Here is a 14,589-nt window from a genome sequence, read left to right as displayed (position 1 = left end):
TCGAGAACCACAGATCCAGCGCATCCTGCTTGGCCCTCTTGTCGTACATTCGAACTCCCTTCCGGACACCTGGGTGTCCAACTTGGAGTCCGCACCCCCGTTTGAACGGTTTTGTGACGCAAAATGCCGCCTCGGCACTTTGCGAGGGCAGTCTGGGCGGCGTTTTCCCAGGTCGAGCATTTTGCAGATGGCGAGTTTGCCGCCCGCTGGTCACAAAACCGTGATTTCCAAGCCAAAAACGCGCCCATGCGCTACGCTCTTCCCAGCAGAACGCGACGGGCGCCCCGATTCGGGGCGCCCGTATCTATGCGGCCGCTGATGCCGCCTCTTCGAAGGAGCGTTCCTCTTCGGCGACGAAGGCTTCCGTCAGCGCGAGGACGCCCCGGTAGAATCGGGTTTCCACCATCAGCCGCGCCTGGGCCAGAAAATCCCGTACCCACGAGGCCACATGGGCCCGGAAGAAGGATCGCTGGCGCTCGAGAAGCTCTGCGGCCTGGCCTTCGTTTCCCGCGCGCAGGGCCGCGGCGGCATCGGCATGATGACCACCGGCGTGTCCATCCCCCTGGGTTCCTTCAATGTTCCCGGCCTGCTGCTGGCTGCGGTGCTGGCTGTGATCCTGAACCTCGTCTTGCCCAAGGAGTCTCAGGGCGAGAAGCCGGTGACGGCGACGACGGCGGCCGAGGGCGCCGGTAAGGTCCAGGTCTACGACGAGTTGGTCGAGCCCTAAGGCGCTGTGGTTTCCCATCCGTTCAAGCAAGGGGTCGCGGTGCCGAGAGAGTTGTGCGCTCGCTCGGCACCGCGCCGTTGACAAGGGGTGTCCATCATGGGCAAGAGAGTGGTAGATGTCGAGGAAAGGCTTCCCTGGTACCAGGCGCTGCCTCTGGGCCTACAGCATTTCCTCTCAATGTTCGGAGCAACGGTGCTCGTGCCCATGCTCATGGGATTTTCGCCGTCGGTATCTGTGATGTGCTCGGGTATCGGAACGGCGTTGTACCTCGTGGCAACGAAGGGGAAAATTCCGAGCTACCTGGGACCTTCCTTCAGTTTCGTGGGGCCAGTGGTTATTGCGAGCGCTACGGCGGGAGTGGCCGGGGTCGGCTCGGCCATTGTGGGGGCCGGCCTGGTGTTCGTCGTGTGCGCTCTGGTGGTGCGCAAGACGGGGACGCGCTGGATCGATCGGCTCATTCCCACGGTGGTCATGGCCGAGATCATCTTCGTTATTGGCTGCGGCCTGGCTACTACGGCGGTTTCGGAGGCGCTCACCGTGCCCGAGGGCGAGACGCTGTGGCAGACGCTCGTTGTGGCGGGGGTGGCCTTCTTCGTGGTCGTGCTGTGCACGTGCTTCGGGAAGCGAGTGCTGAATACCATCCCCGTGTTGGCCGGGGCAGCGGTGGCTTACGGCCTTTCATGTGCTTTCGGTATGGTGGACTTCACCCCTGTGGCTGAGGCGGCTTGGATCGGCTTGCCCGAGTTCACGTTGCCCGTCGTCGATGTGACGGCCATTGTGCTGGTGAGCCCTATCGCGATTATCGTGGTGATCGAGCATATCGGGCATCTGTTTGTCATCGGCGAGATGACCCACAGGAATTACAATCCCATTCTGTGGCGCTCGCTTTTGGGGGACGGCCTGGCCACCACTGTCGCCGGCCTTCTGGGGGCACCTCCGGCGACGACCTTCGCTGAGAACATCGGCGTGCTCAACGTGACGCGCGTCTATTCGACCCAAGTGTTCTGGTATGCTGCCGCCACGGCATTCATCGTTGGCGGATTCTGTCCCAAGCTGGGGGCGCTGGTGGGCACTATTCCCGATCCGGTTATCGGCGGGGTGTCCATCGTGATATTCGGGCTGATTGCCTGCAATGCCCTGAAGATGCTTGTGGAGCACGCCGTCGACATGACCGATTCCCGGAACCTCATCATTTTCGGCGGTCCGGCCATCGCGGCTATCGGCATGCAGTCGATGGGCGTGAGCATTCCCGTCGGTGAGTACTCCGTGCCGGGGCTGGCCGTGGCGGCGCTGCTGGGCATTGTGCTGAACCTCGTGCTACCCGGCCGTTCCGCCGATGCGGGGGCCGAAAAGGTTCCCCCTGTACCGCGGGAAAGCTATGATGATCTGGCCCGCGATTTCGAGCGGGCCGAGAACGGATCGAACGAGAAGGGGCAGGCGTGAGGCGGTTGGTTCTTTCATGAGTGCGCGGAATGCCGCGGGTCGTCTCATAGGATTTTTTGCGGGCGGTTTTATCGCCGGCTTTAACGAGAACCTGGTGAACATGGCGCTTGTTGCCATCATGGGCGAGTTTTCCGTGGATGCCATGACGGCGCAGTGGCTTGTGACGGGGTTCATGGTAGTCACGGTGTTCGTTGTGGCGGCCATGGCGGCCCTGTATCGACGGCTCGGCCCGCGGACGTTACTGTTCGTCGCTCTGGCGTGCAACGCGCTCGGATCGATGGGCGGTCTGGTGGCCCCTACCTTTGCGGTGCTGTTTGCGTCGCGGCTCGTGCAGGCCGTGGGCACGGGCATTTTCATCCCCCTTATGATGAACGCCATATTGGAAACGGTGGCATCGGAGAAATTGGGCACCTATCTCGCCGTGGGCAACGGCATGATCGCCTTGGGCCCCGCCGTGGCGCCTGTGGCCACCGGTGCCCTCGTCGGCGCCTTTGGCTGGCATAGCGTGTTCGTGGTTCCCCTGGTGGTTTCGGCGCTTATAGGTCTGTGGGGCCTTGTCGCCGTCAGGCCCTCGAGACGCGGCGACGTCCAAGGGAGCTTCGTCTCTCTTCGCGGGGTGCTGCTCAACCGCGGTTTTGTCGCCGCGGCCCTGCTCGTGGTGCTCACCATGAGCATTTACTTTTCCCTTAACGTCATGGGCCCGCTGTATCTGGAAGAATGCGCCCACCTCGGCCCGGCCCTCTCGGGGCTGTGCCTGGGCCCGCTCGTGGTGGCCTATGCTGTCGCGTCGCTTGCCGGCGGTCGCCGTCTCGACCGCCGAGGTCCCGCCCCCTTGCTTTCTCGAGGCTTGGCCGTGGCGGCTGCTGGATCGGTGCTGATGGCCGTAGCCGCCTGGATGGCAAGCGAGATCACACTGCTGGCGGGGATGTTGGTGGTGTTTGTCGGCTGCGGCACGGTGTGCGCCAATTTCCAGACTACAGGGCTGCGGTGCCTGGCGCTGAACCAGCACTCCCTGGGCGTCACCATAATGACGATGGCCGTCCAAATTGCTGCTTCTATCGGACCGTTTGTCTCGGTGGGCACAATGTCGGGCATCCAAGGTGCGGTAGGGGAGGCCCAAAGCGCCCTTGGCTATGAAGGCGCCTGGCTACTCGCGGCCCTCGTTTGTGCGATGGGCTCGCTTCTCGCCTGCTGGGCCTGTCGACAGCTGTGGAAATGGAGGCGCAACAATGCTGATGCGGGGTAAGGCTAACGTCGGCGTTCGTCGGAAGCCGGCATGACGGACTCTCTCAAAGCCGTTACGGGCGCTGCGCCGCCAGCTCTTTCAGGTTCTCGATGGCCAGTTCGGGATCGAGCACGTGCATGCCGAGGTAGGCGCCGCCCATGGTGTCGGCATCGGCGGTGGCGTAGATGGCGCGACTCGTCTCGCCGGTGAGATAGTGCCACAAACGGTACAGGTAGCCGGTCCAGTACATGGGTTCCCGGCCCCAGGAAGCTCCGGCACGGGGCAGGCCGCCCACTTCGTCGTCAAGCTCTTCCAACAGGTATTCCTCCCCGGCCCACTGCAGGAAGTCGAAGACCCCATCCATACGTCGCGCCACGTCGCTGTTCATGAAGGCCTCGATGAAGGTGGGGCAATCGTAGCCGCGCGCGCGGGCCAGTTCGAAGAGACGTCCCTGGATGTCGCACAGTTGTCGTTGGTCTAATCGCAGGTCAGCCAAGGGGAACACCGGCTTCCAGTATCTCGTCGAAGAAGTGTCCCTCGCGGCGGTGCTCGCGACAGATGCGCTCAGCCAAAGCCACTCCCTCGGCCCGGTTCGCCTCGCTCGTGGCAATCAGCTCGGTCCGCTCGTCCTCGCTGAGGCTACGCTCATCCACGATGCGAACGGCATCGCATGCGGCTTGGGTGAGCGCCACTACTTGGTTGCCCAGCTGCAGCGCGGAAAGACTTTTTATAAGGGCGACATCAGTGATGTCCCCGTTGAAGAAGCGGTCGAGGACGACGAACATGCGGTCGTTGGCAATGGGCCCAATGGCAACATCTGCACCCTCAAGCACGGCGGCTGTCTCTGCATAGAGGGCGGTGCCGCGGGCCTGCTCCATCTTGCCGCGATGATAGGCGACGACGAGGGCCCAGGTTGCGTCAGCGGAAAGCTCGCGCACATCGAGGCCGTCGAGATCAAGTTCCACGGTGTAAAAGCGCGCATCGGGGAAGTCGCAGATAAGGGTGAGCGGCTGCAGGGGTTCGGTGCCCAGGTAGAAACCCCGTCCGAAATCACATCGATCCCGGCTAAGAGGCGCAATGGGGCCGTCAATACCGTGGCGTGAGCCATGATAGAGAAGCATGGGGCCTCCTTTGTGACGAATGACCGTGCAGCTCGTACCGATAGTATAGCGGAACAGAGGGCGGGCGGGTTGCCCACAGCTGCCGCGTTGCACCCTCCCGCAATAAAAGGACAATATTTTCCCCGCCCGTTTTTGCGGTATCCTGAAAGCTGAACATGACGTGGGCGCATAAGGCCCGCGGCAGCGAGGGCGGCGAACCGGACGAGACCGGCTTCCCCCGCGAGGGCTACCAGCTGGGCGATTTGGCCGGCGCTGTGAGCCTGGCCATTCCCATGGAGGTGTACGAGGCGGAGGCCCGCGAGCGCACGATGGCCAACGTCAGCCTGTTCGGGGCGCTTGCGGCGGTCATCGTGGCGGTGGCCGTGGCGGTGAACGGAGCGCTCCGACGGCAGGGGCGCCAGATGGACACCCTGGACGCGGCGAGCCTCGAGGCCGACCGCTATCGGGTTGAAATTCTCCCCTCGATGTGCTCGACGTGGAGAATGCGGTGGAGGCGACCGTTGCGCCTGACCGTGGCGCTCACGGCCGCCCGCGATGGCCTGCTCATCGAGGTGGCCGACACCGGTATTGGCATTCCCGAGGACGAGCTCGCCACCATTTTCGAACGCTTCCGCCAGGCGGACTCGTCCATCTCGCGGCGCTACGGCGGCAGCGGCTTGGGACTTGCGCTCGTGAAGGAGATGGCCGAACTGCTCGGCGGCCGCGCCACCGTGCAGAGCGAAGTGGGCGTCGGCAGCGTGTTCCGCGCGAGCCATTCCGGCGCCGTCATGGGCAAAGACGAGCTCATCGAGGAGCTATGGGGCGAGGAGTACCTGGACGGCGCCATCTCCATCGCCGTCTACGTGCGGAAAATTCGCGAGAAGATAGAAGAGAACCCCGCCAAGCCCGCCTACCTGAAGACCGTCTGGGGCGTGGGATACTCCTTCGAGGCGTGAGGGCACCCCGCAATACTTTCGCAATAAAACGGCAAAGCGCTCTTTATGGCATCGCCGGCGCCCTCTTTCATCGAGTGGGGCGCGCAATCGTTCATCACTACGTTTGCCAATAAGAACCTTACCACGAATCCGCTTGCGGGCTCTGATGGACAAGGACGTACAGCGGCTCACAATTTCGATGGATCGATGGATTATCTGGCCCGAGCCGAGGCCATGATCGATGACGCGTTGGAATCGCTCAGCGCACAGCAAGCCTAAGCAAGTTTCTCACTTTGTGATAGTACTGACGTTGGGAAGGCGGACTCGATTGGGGCCCGCCTTCCCCTTATTGCGAGAGCCTGTATAGGTGTGCGGATTGATTCTAGATCGCACCCTTCCGCATCTGTGCGAACCACTCGGGCAGCAGCCCTGCTGCGTATAGGGGCAGGTTCACTACCCAGTCCTGCTCTTTGAAGGGCGACAGCGACAGGCGCAGGCCCCGGCCGAGGTGGTTACGCTCCACGAACAAGCGAAGGCTCTTCGCCTTCAGGTTCGTGGTGGCCTTCGCCTCGACGGCCACGATGGAGCGGCCGTAATCGTACACGAAATCGACCTCGCCGGAGGAGTTCTCGGCCGACCAGTAGTAAGGAACCACCTTGCCTGTGGCAACGAGCTCCTGGCACACGTAGTTTTCCGTGAGGGCCCCCTTGAACTCGGAAAACAGCTCATGGCCGTCAACGAGAACCGAGGCATCGAGACGGCTTGCCGCGCCGAGGAGTCCCACGTCGAGCAGGTATATCTTGAAAGCGTCTCGATCCTCGTAGGCGGAGAGGGGCAGTCCCGGCTTCGTGATGCGGTTGACGCGCAGAAGCAGTCCTGCGTCCACGAGCCACTGGATGGCCTCTTCGTAGACGCGTGCGCGGGCGCCCGTGCGCACAGCTGAGTAGACGAACTTCTTGTTCTCGCGGGCGAGCTGTCCGGGAGCCGAGTTCCACACGAGCCGTATTTTCTCGGCGAGGGCAGCGTCGGCGTATTTGGAAAAGTCGTGCTCGTAGTCGAAGAGCAGCCGATTCTGCTGCTTTCGCGTTTCGCTGAAGCTGCCCGTATCCAAAAACGTTTGAACCACTTCTGGCATGCCGCCGACGAAGTAGTAATTGCGCAGCTGCTCTATGTAACGCTCCGAAAGGGAATCGGCCAACGCGAGATCTCCTCGTCGCAGGGTATCCAGCATGAGATTGTTGCCGGTTGCGAGGAGAAATTCGTCAAAGGACAAGGGGTAGATGAGCAGGTGGTCGACTTTCCCGACAGGGAAGGAGACGCCCCGGTGAAGGGCGACGCCCAAAAGCGACCCGGCAGCGACGAGGGCGGTTTCAGGGCTGCGCTCGGCGAACGATTTGAGGGAGGTAAGGGCCCGAGGGCATTCTTGAATCTCGTCGAACACTACGAGAGTGTTCGGGTCTTTGGCGTTAACGCCGGTGTACAAGGTGACGGCGTCGAGCAGCCTCGCCGGAGCTAACTCGCCTTCGAACTGACGCGCCATGGCCTCATCTTCGAGGAAGTTCACGTAAGCCACTGCGGCGAAGTGGGTCTGCCCGAACTCCCTGATGAGCCACGTCTTGCCCACCTGTCGTGCTCCCTGCACGAGCAGCGGTCGTCGGCGAGGGGAGTTCTTCCAGGCAATGAGGTCTTTTATGGCGAATCGCTCCACGGCAAGCTCCTTTCTGCCAACGCCAGTCATCGGTTCGAATGCCATGATAATATGTTTCAGAGCAATATTCCATCTGAAAAGTGGCACGGATACCAATTATTCCGACGTAAAAGTGGCACGGATGCCAATTATTCCGACGTAAAAGTGGCATGCTGCGGCTTCGAACTCGCTTTGGCCCTGAGGGGACGACTCTGGTTTTGCCGCCTTCGTGGAACTGCTCTTTCGCTTTAGCGTGTTGGAGTACAATGGCCCTTGCTCGCGTTGCGCACGCGACGAGGGCTTTTCTAGTCTGAGAAAGGGATGGTTCCATTGTCCGACATCACCGAGGTCGATTACATCTGGAAGAACGGCGAGCTGGTGCCGTGGGCGGAGGCGACGACCCATGTGCTGTCGCATTCGCTGCACTACGGCTCCGGCGTGTTCGAGGGCATTCGCTGCTACAAGGTGCCCGACGAGGACAAATCCTACGTGTTCCGCCTGCGCGACCATATGGAACGGCTGCATCGCAGCTGCAAGATTGCCCAGATCGAGTTGCCCTACAGCGTCGACGAGCTGATGGACGCCACGTTGGAAGTCATCCGTGCCAACAGGCTTCCGGCCTGCTATATCCGCCCATTGGTATACCGCGGCTACGGCGTCATGGGGGTAGACCCGACCGGGGCGCCCGTGGACGTCGTCATCGCCGTGTGGCCCTGGGACGCCTACCTGGGCGCCGACGCGCTGGAAAACGGCGTGGCCGTGGGCATCTCCTCGTGGCGCCAGCGCTCGAACAACGCCATTCCGCCGGCGGTGAAGGCCACGGCCTCTTACATGAACTCCATCCTCGCGAAGATGGAGGCGAAGGCCCACGGCTATGCCGAGGCCATCATGTTGAACGAGGCGGGGCTTGTCTGCGAGGGCACGGGCGAGAACTTGTTCATCGTGCGCAACGGCGTGCTTTCCACGCCGCCGCTTTCCGACGGACTTCTCGAGGGCATCACCCGCGACACGGTGCTGTGTCTGGCCGACGACCTGGAGATCCCTGCTGTGGAGGAAAGCCTCACCCGCAGCGACCTGTACATCGCCGATGAGGTGTTCATGACCGGCTCGGCCGCCGAGCTGACGCCCGTGGGTTCCGTGGACGGTCGCGTCATCGGCAAGCCCGGCGAAATCACGCGCGCGCTGCAGGATCGGTTCTTCGATTTGGCCTACGGTCGCATCGGCGAGTACGCCGACTGGCTCACGGAGGTCTAATGGCTGAGATTCGCACCCCCGATGTGGACGACCTGCTGAGCGTTCTGGCCGCCCTCGACGATCCCGATGCTATTTTCGCGCTTCTGGAAGACCTGTTCACCGTGCGCGAGATTCGCGAGACGTCCCAGCGCCTGGGCGTGGCGCGTCTTTTGGCGGCGGGGAAGTCCTATGCGGCCATCGAGGCGGAAACGGGCGCCTCGGCCACGACTATCGCCCGGGTTTCCAAGTGCCTCAGCTACGGCGCCGGCGGCTACGAGCAAGCGCTCAAAATTCTGGATGCGCGCCCGTAGCGGCTGTGCGGAGACGGGCGCTCGGTAAGGGTGATCCGACGCGCGCCGTTCGGCGACGATAGCGAAAGGGGTGTCATCTGGGCACCCCTTTTCTCACGCGCATGAATTCGGGAGAGGCTTTGCGTGCCAAAAAGAAGAGGCGGCTTGGGGGAGCCGCCTCATTGCAGGGGTTCGAGAACGGGTCGGGGAAATCTCGTTCTCGGGAAGCAGGCTTGTTGAGGGGTACCCGCTTCCAAAAGAGAGAAGAAGGAAAGGAAAGGGGAAAGGAGAAGACTTATCAGCTCTTTTCCGTTTCGCTGGTTTGCAGTATAGGGGAGGGACGGCTTTTGGGGGAGCCCTTTGGTGCTGCAGTTACCATCGCGTAAATAAGCGTGCACGGTTCCGTTAAACAGGGGCGGGGCGACCGGGCTGCTTGATACCGACGAAGGCGCGGGCTGGGTGCGCGAGAGTTGTGGAGAAAGTGTAAACCCAGGTTAACTCCCTTGTGCGAACGAATCAGTTAACCTATTATAACTTTTGTCAGCAGGGCCGAGGGAACGAAGCCCTGCAACACCTCCTCTCTTCTTGTTTTACTGGGTGGCGAAGCTTCTCCTCGTCTCGCTATCGCCACAACACGAAGCCCGCGGATCCCCCCTCCCGCGGGCCTTCGTGTTTTTCGGGCCGGATCCCCTGTTTTGCCATGGACCTGAAGCGAAGCGTTCAAGGGGCGGTCACTTCGGTTGATGCTCTGTGAACTATGACCTTCCGCATCTTGATTTCCTAGCGTTGACGTGGGAATTTCAGCTGAAACAAAGCAGTGGCGCAGAGACTACGAAAGGGCGCTGCGCTCTAAATTAGTACACGAGCGGGGTAATCATTTACTTGCATGGTTTGCGTAAAAAGAACCTTCAAGGGAATGGTGATGACGATGAAACTGAAGTACATGGGCTGGGTGGCGCTCTCCGGTCTGTTCGCGGTAAGCCTTGTGGGGTGCGCGGCCCAAAGTAGTCAGACGGCACCGGCCGGATCGGAGCAGGCGGTGGTGCAGACTGAAGAGACCCAGGGCCCGGCTGCGGGGCAGGCCGCCGTCGATGAGCAAGCCGACGCCGAGGCCGATGCCGCCACGGCCGAGCAGGAGGCCGCGAACCCCGCCGAGTTGCAAATCGTCGATTCCGGCTGGTTCGCTGCCGACAACGGCATGGTCGATTTTGCCGTGAAGGTGCAGAACCCCAACAAAACCGTAGAGGCCATCGATCCAGTCATCGAGGTCGTGGGCAAGGACGATAGCGGCAACGTCATCTTCGACGAGACGATTGAAACTCCGGGTGTGTTGCCCGATTCCACTTACTATTATTCCTACGTGGCGGGATCGACCGCTGATTCCTCGGCAAACTCGACCGAGGTGGTGAAGCCGGCGACCGTCGAGTTCTCCATTACGACGCCCGAGGGTTCGTGGGAGGCCACGGACCAGAAGCTGGCTCATGTGTACGCTGTGCAGGACGGGGGCGCGACCGATACTCAGTTCGGCGCCAAGGAGTTCACAGGCACGGTGACGGCGTCCGAGTCGCTGGATGGCGCCACGCAGTCGCGCGTCGACGTGGTGCTGCTTGATCAAGACGGGAAGATTGAGGGCGGTTACTTCAAGATTGTCGACACCGAGCCTGGTCAGGCGGCCGACTACGACATCTACGCCGTGGGCGCTCCTCAGTACGCGAGCTATGCCGTGTACGCCAGCCCGTGGCCCGAGGAGGACGCGGCATAGAAGCTGAGTGGTTTACTTTGGATTAGACAGAGGGCAGAAAGAAAATAAACCGAGTTCGGACTTTTCAATTTCTCGAGTCACATTAGAGTGAGCGCCAAGGACGGCCCATTGTGCCAGGCTGTCCTTGGCGTATCAGGTTGAATTCCCAAAAGAGGAGGAGAACGCTTATGCCATACGAAAAGGGCAACGGCAAGACCGTCGTCATCGCCCTGGGCGGCAACGCCCTGGGCAACACCCCGCAGGAGCAGCTTACGCTCGTGCGGAACACCGCCAAGCACATCGTGGACATGATCGAGGAGGGCACCAACGTCGTCGTCTCCCACGGCAACGGCCCCCAGGTCGGCATGATCAACAACGCCTTCGCCTACGCGGCGGCCAACGACGACAAGACCCCGGACATGCCCTTCCCCGAGGCCGGCGCCATGTCCCAGGGCTACATCACAAGCGCAGGCGGGGAGTCCGCTTCCTGGTAGGGGAGGGCTTTAGGCCCTCCCTTCTTGTTCCCTACGATGGGCGTCCTCCTTCTGCAGGGCGGCTGAAGCCCCCCTACGACGGGCCCTCACAATGGCCCCTCCGTGTGGCCCTGTCGAGCGGGCCGTTCGGTTCAAGCGTTGACCATGTCGCTGAAGGAGACGAGCCGCACATTCCTCGATCTATTCGCCTCTGCTCGGCATGCTTGCGAGAATCCGGTTTTCGAAAACGCGTAAAGCTGCGCCTCGTCCGCATTGCCAATAAGGTTCGTGCGATGGCGAAGCTTCTCCAGGGCCGAGGCGGGAAAGTCCTCGTTTCGCCACTTGCATTCTCCGGCGAGCACCACGTGTGTGCCCTCTATGCCGACGATGTCAATTTCGGCTTCCTGCTTACGTTGCGGATCATTGCCCCACCAGCGTCCAAGGTCATCGAATTCTATGGCCGACTCGTCTCTTGCCATCTGGCGCCAAAGCCACTGGTTGCAGATATCTTCGAAAACCGGTCCCATGTATTCGGAAAGTGCCTTTTCGATAGAGCGCCAAGCACGTCCTGGCATCCCACGTTGGATCGAGGAAGTATGCGGTGCGATGAATCGAAACCAGAAACGGAAGAGATTGTCGCTGAGTCTGTAGATCGGCCTCTTGCCCTTTCCCCCAAGGGGCTGCTCGCGGGTAACCAGGCCAATGCGCTCAAGCTCTTTGAGGTAGTACGAGGTTTCCGCTGTGGTGGAGCCAATTGCGGTTGCTATCTCCCCGCTCTGGGTTCGTCCATTTGCGATGGCGTCGATGACCGCGTTGTATCGCGATGCCTTCGACACCTCTTGCATGAGCAAGATGCTCGGTTCCTCGTAGAGGATTGAGTTCGGGTCGAGCAGCGCTGCCTCGGTGAGCTCGCGTAATGTTCCACCATTCTGAAATTACATAAGATAAAGGGGTACGCCGCCCACCATGCCGTATATTTCGGCTGTCTCGATGGGGTTGCGTTGGGGGAAGAGCTCCATGGCTGTGAAAAAATCAAAGGGCTTAAGCTCTATCTGGGCTGTTCTCCGCCCGTACAAAGGGCTCTTCTCTCCAAGTACCTGCTCTTTCATGAACGACAACGAAGACCCGCACAGCAAGAGAAGCAGCTTCGAATCTGCAGAGGCGCGATCGATGAGAGCTTGCAGGATTGAAGAGACGCTCGGGTCGGCCTTTGCCAAATAGGGGAATTCGTCAATGACGAAGATGACTCGCTGGCTACGAGCGCGTTCGAATATGGCCTCGAAGGCTTGCTGGAGGCTGGCATAGAGCGGCGCAAATTGGAAAGCGAGGTGCTCTTCGGGCTTCTCATCCATCCTGGGGTAGGAAGGGTGAGTCCAGGAGGCTGAAACGCCTTTTCGGGATACAGCGTGTTTGCGTGTGGCCGCAGTGCCGGCAAGGGCTGCATGGGCGCATAGGTCTGGCCCCGCGGCTCTGCGGGACTAATGACCGCAGAGCCGCGGGGCCTGTGTTCAAGGGTTTGCGCGCCGTTCCGTATAGCTGGCGTCTTCTAGCTCGGTCCTACCCCTCGTAGACGATGCGGCCGTCGGAGATGGTGTAGACGACCTTCGCCGAGGAGATCTCCTTTGGATCCACTTCCAGGATATTGGTGTCCAGCACGACGAGATCGGCGAACTTGCCCACTTCAACGGTGCCGATAATATCGTCCATGAAGTTCTGGTAGGCGTCGTTCTTGGTGTAGGCCTCGAGCAGCTGGTAGGCTGTGAGCCCCTGTTCGGGCCAGCGGGTCATGTCGGTGTCCTCTTCCTCGGGATAGGGCGAGTTACGGGTAACGCCGGCCTCGATCGCATCGAGCGGGACAAATGGAATGACGGGGGCGTCTGAGGAGCCGCTGATGCAGATGCCTGCCTCGGCCATGTGCTTTGTTCGGTACATCGCCATGGCGCGCTCGTCGCCGACATAGGCGCGCTCCAGGTCCATGAGATCATCGTGGTACATCATCAGGAATTGGAGATTCGCCACTACATCCAAATCGGCCATGCGCTGGATATCCTCATCGGTAATGGCGCATACGTGGGTGATCGTGTGCCGCGCGTCGCGCTCCCCATTGGTCGCCCGAGCCTCCTCGAAGGCATCAAGGGTGCCGTGAACGGCGCCGTCGCCCATGGCGTGCACGTGCACCTGAACGCCTTCTGCATCAAAGTCGTGTACAAGACGGGTAAAGTCTTCCTGAGACCAGATGGGTTCGCCGCACCAATGATCACCGAGTCCCGTTGATTCCAGGTAGGGTTCCAGGAAGACGGCGGTGCCTCTTTCGGTCACTCCGTCGTAGAAAATCTTCACAGTATTCGAAGAAATCATGTCTGTGGCGGAGTCGTTGTAGGACTTGATGGTGGAAAGCACTTCGTCATAGGTGCGACCTTCTTTCATAGTGGGGACGACGCGCATGCGCAGGGTCAAATTGCCCTCGCGCTCCACCTTGTGGTACATATCGATAATATCAAGACCGCCTTGGGTGATATTTGTAATGCCGGTTATGCCATAGGAGTTTGCTTCCTCCATGAATTTGTACAGGGCCTTTTCCAGATTATCGTTGGTCATGGTGTCGGGCATGATGGCGAATACTATTCCCTTGGCGGCATCGCTGACGCATCCCGAAGGCTCGCCCTTTTCGTTGCGATAGAACAGGCCGCCTTCTGGGTCGGGGGTGTCGGCGGTTACGCCAGCCATTTCGAAGGCCTTGGAATTGACCCAAGCGGCGTGGTAGGAGACGTCATGGATGAGAATGGGCTTATCGGGGCAGATGGCATCTAGATCCTCTTTCGAGGGCCCGGGATTCGAGCCGTCGGGAAGCTGGTAGGCATTGAGCATGAAGGGCGATCCGATGTAGCCTTCTTCGTCGGGATGGGCTTCCACGAAGGAGCGGATTGCCTCGAGGTATTCCTCATTGGTGCTAAGTCCCGTTAGATCGATTTGGAAGAGTTTGGTGAACCAGTTGCCAGGGGCGTGGATGTGGCCGTCAATGAAGCCGGGGGAGACGAACTTGCCATCGAGGTCGATGACTTGGGTGGTGTCTCCTACGAAAGCGTCGATGCCTGAATCATCGCCCACATAGACGATTTTGTTGCCCGCGATGGCTATGGCCGAGGCAACCTCGCTTTCCGATACCATCGTCTGCACATGGCCGTTGTACAGCACGAGATCGGCGGCGTTCTCTTCGGGGGAATCAGATGGGCCGGTTGATCCGAGCGGCTCATCTGATGCGCATCCCCAAAGACCGCCCGAAAGCGTGGCGGCCGCAAGCGCACTTGATCCAATGACGAAATGGCGGCGGCTGAGAAGCTGATCGAGACGGGACATGCTCATAAAACCCTCCTTAGTTCGGTCGCAGCGCTCTCTTCTCGGTGCTGCGATGACCTAACTTTAAGAGCGGGGAAATCTCTTGTTAAGGAAATCAGGGAGGGCTTCTAGATTATTTAGGGGATGATTTTTTGTCATCCCCTCTTCTGAACTGGGATAACGAAGAAGCTGAATCGAGTGTCAGGCAAGTCGGTAGCCTTGGCAGCCAAACCGTCTATAATGTTTGCTATCCGATGAAGGAGGAGTCGTGTCCCTCGCCTTTCTCTACAATGTGGCAAGCTGAGTAGTAACCCTCTCCGGTACCAACAATCAGCAGAATCTGGTACCGCCAGTCAGCGGGCTTGGTACCCTGGGTAAGATAAATTGGTACCGCCGCCC

Annotated in this window: 14 protein-coding genes and 1 pseudogene; 9 read left to right on the top strand and 6 right to left on the bottom strand. The window is 60.5% G+C overall.

Translation table 11 applies throughout. The features are described 5' to 3' along the window. Positions 1 to 448: 448 nt before the first annotated feature. The 3 genes from ACW4QM_RS11080 to ACW4QM_RS11070 all read left to right on the top strand — a co-directional run bounded on the left by ACW4QM_RS11080 (position 449) and on the right by ACW4QM_RS11070 (position 3,416). Entirely contained in the window at positions 449 to 727 is a 279-nt protein-coding gene (locus ACW4QM_RS11080) for a hypothetical protein (protein WP_114540344.1), read from the top strand. Between the two features lie 96 nt (positions 728 to 823). Next, positions 824 to 2,170, top strand: coding sequence for a uracil-xanthine permease family protein (locus ACW4QM_RS11075; protein ID WP_114540343.1), 1,347 nt, complete (start codon positions 824 to 826; stop codon positions 2,168 to 2,170). Positions 2,171 to 2,186: 16 nt separating this feature from the next. Beyond that, on the top strand, positions 2,187 to 3,416 hold the full coding sequence (locus ACW4QM_RS11070) for an MFS transporter (protein WP_302683107.1): 1,230 nt from the start codon (positions 2,187 to 2,189) through the stop codon (positions 3,414 to 3,416). Positions 3,417 to 3,468: 52 nt separating this feature from the next. Here the strand turns inward: ACW4QM_RS11070 and ACW4QM_RS11065 are convergent, their stop codons facing one another. Both ACW4QM_RS11065 and ACW4QM_RS11060 read right to left on the bottom strand, forming a co-directional pair. Then, entirely contained in the window at positions 3,469 to 3,891 is a 423-nt protein-coding gene (locus ACW4QM_RS11065) for a hypothetical protein (protein ID WP_114540358.1), read from the bottom strand. Then, the gene (locus tag ACW4QM_RS11060; protein ID WP_114540341.1) at positions 3,884 to 4,516 is read right to left on the bottom strand and encodes a DUF3990 domain-containing protein; all 633 of its coding nucleotides are present in this window, start codon (positions 4,514 to 4,516) and stop codon (positions 3,884 to 3,886) included. Before ACW4QM_RS11060 ends, ACW4QM_RS11065 begins: the two co-directional genes overlap by 8 nt. 155 nt (positions 4,517 to 4,671) lie before the next feature. On the opposite strand from ACW4QM_RS11060, the gene ACW4QM_RS11055 reads away from it, so the two are divergent. Both ACW4QM_RS11055 and ACW4QM_RS11050 read left to right on the top strand, forming a co-directional pair. Next, positions 4,672 to 5,451, top strand: a complete 780-nt coding sequence (locus ACW4QM_RS11055) for an ATP-binding protein (protein ID WP_114540340.1) — start codon at positions 4,672 to 4,674, stop codon at positions 5,449 to 5,451. Between the two features lie 45 nt (positions 5,452 to 5,496). Next, positions 5,497 to 5,709, top strand: a complete 213-nt coding sequence (locus ACW4QM_RS11050; protein WP_173114467.1) for a hypothetical protein — start codon at positions 5,497 to 5,499, stop codon at positions 5,707 to 5,709. Positions 5,710 to 5,812: 103 nt separating this feature from the next. Here the strand turns inward: ACW4QM_RS11050 and ACW4QM_RS11045 are convergent, their stop codons facing one another. Beyond that, on the bottom strand, positions 5,813 to 7,138 hold the full coding sequence (locus ACW4QM_RS11045) for an ATP-binding protein (protein WP_455798458.1): 1,326 nt from the start codon (positions 7,136 to 7,138) through the stop codon (positions 5,813 to 5,815). A gap of 300 nt (positions 7,139 to 7,438) precedes the next feature. Here ACW4QM_RS11045 and ACW4QM_RS11040 point away from each other — a divergent pair, with 300 nt between their 5' ends. The 4 genes and pseudogenes from ACW4QM_RS11040 to ACW4QM_RS11025 form a co-directional block, all read left to right on the top strand. Then, positions 7,439 to 8,371: a branched-chain amino acid transaminase gene (locus tag ACW4QM_RS11040; protein ID WP_256156214.1), complete on the top strand. Its 933-nt coding sequence runs from the start codon at positions 7,439 to 7,441 to the stop codon at positions 8,369 to 8,371. Beyond that, complete coding sequence (locus ACW4QM_RS11035) at positions 8,371 to 8,661, top strand: YerC/YecD family TrpR-related protein (RefSeq protein WP_114540336.1); 291 nt, start codon at positions 8,371 to 8,373, stop codon at positions 8,659 to 8,661. Before ACW4QM_RS11040 ends, ACW4QM_RS11035 begins: the two co-directional genes overlap by 1 nt. A gap of 901 nt (positions 8,662 to 9,562) precedes the next feature. Then, complete coding sequence (locus ACW4QM_RS11030; protein WP_455798457.1) at positions 9,563 to 10,402, top strand: hypothetical protein; 840 nt, start codon at positions 9,563 to 9,565, stop codon at positions 10,400 to 10,402. A gap of 167 nt (positions 10,403 to 10,569) precedes the next feature. Then, positions 10,570 to 10,842: pseudogene (locus ACW4QM_RS11025) on the top strand (amino acid kinase family protein); the annotation flags it as partial. Positions 10,843 to 11,006: 164 nt separating this feature from the next. Here the strand turns inward: ACW4QM_RS11025 and ACW4QM_RS11020 are convergent. The 3 genes from ACW4QM_RS11020 to ACW4QM_RS11010 all read right to left on the bottom strand — a co-directional run bounded on the left by ACW4QM_RS11020 (position 11,007) and on the right by ACW4QM_RS11010 (position 14,217). Further along, positions 11,007 to 11,699: an ATP-binding protein gene (locus tag ACW4QM_RS11020; protein WP_114540334.1), complete on the bottom strand. Its 693-nt coding sequence runs from the start codon at positions 11,697 to 11,699 to the stop codon at positions 11,007 to 11,009. 90 nt (positions 11,700 to 11,789) lie between these two features. Continuing rightward, on the bottom strand, positions 11,790 to 12,206 hold the full coding sequence (locus ACW4QM_RS11015; RefSeq protein ID WP_114540333.1) for an AAA family ATPase: 417 nt from the start codon (positions 12,204 to 12,206) through the stop codon (positions 11,790 to 11,792). Positions 12,207 to 12,411: 205 nt separating this feature from the next. Next, positions 12,412 to 14,217, bottom strand: coding sequence for an amidohydrolase (locus ACW4QM_RS11010; protein ID WP_114540332.1), 1,806 nt, complete (start codon positions 14,215 to 14,217; stop codon positions 12,412 to 12,414). Between the last annotated feature and the right edge of the window lie 372 nt (positions 14,218 to 14,589).

Source organism: Adlercreutzia sp. CNCM I-6207, assembly GCF_977072305.1.
Note: the sequence above shows the minus strand (reverse complement) of the source record. Positions and strands in the feature narration are given on the sequence as shown.

Bases quoted from the DNA above. Each gene is read 5' to 3' on its own strand.
- ACW4QM_RS11050 (WP_173114467.1), top strand. From the start codon at position 5,497: ATGGCATCGCCGGCGCCCTCTTTCATCGAGTGGGGCGCGCAATCGTTC.
- ACW4QM_RS11070 (WP_302683107.1), top strand. From the start codon at position 2,187: ATGAGTGCGCGGAATGCCGCGGGTCGTCTCATAGGATTTTTTGCGGGC.
- ACW4QM_RS11075 (WP_114540343.1), top strand. From the start codon at position 824: ATGGGCAAGAGAGTGGTAGATGTCGAGGAAAGGCTTCCCTGGTACCAG.
- ACW4QM_RS11055 (WP_114540340.1), top strand. From the start codon at position 4,672: ATGACGTGGGCGCATAAGGCCCGCGGCAGCGAGGGCGGCGAACCGGAC.
- ACW4QM_RS11015 (WP_114540333.1), bottom strand. From the start codon at position 12,206: ATGGATGAGAAGCCCGAAGAGCACCTCGCTTTCCAATTTGCGCCGCTC.
- ACW4QM_RS11030 (WP_455798457.1), top strand. From the start codon at position 9,563: ATGACGATGAAACTGAAGTACATGGGCTGGGTGGCGCTCTCCGGTCTG.
- ACW4QM_RS11060 (WP_114540341.1), bottom strand. From the start codon at position 4,516: ATGCTTCTCTATCATGGCTCACGCCACGGTATTGACGGCCCCATTGCG.
- ACW4QM_RS11020 (WP_114540334.1), bottom strand. From the start codon at position 11,699: ATGCAAGAGGTGTCGAAGGCATCGCGATACAACGCGGTCATCGACGCC.
- ACW4QM_RS11040 (WP_256156214.1), top strand. From the start codon at position 7,439: ATGGTTCCATTGTCCGACATCACCGAGGTCGATTACATCTGGAAGAAC.
- ACW4QM_RS11080 (WP_114540344.1), top strand. From the start codon at position 449: ATGGGCCCGGAAGAAGGATCGCTGGCGCTCGAGAAGCTCTGCGGCCTG.
- ACW4QM_RS11010 (WP_114540332.1), bottom strand. From the start codon at position 14,217: ATGAGCATGTCCCGTCTCGATCAGCTTCTCAGCCGCCGCCATTTCGTC.
- ACW4QM_RS11035 (WP_114540336.1), top strand. From the start codon at position 8,371: ATGGCTGAGATTCGCACCCCCGATGTGGACGACCTGCTGAGCGTTCTG.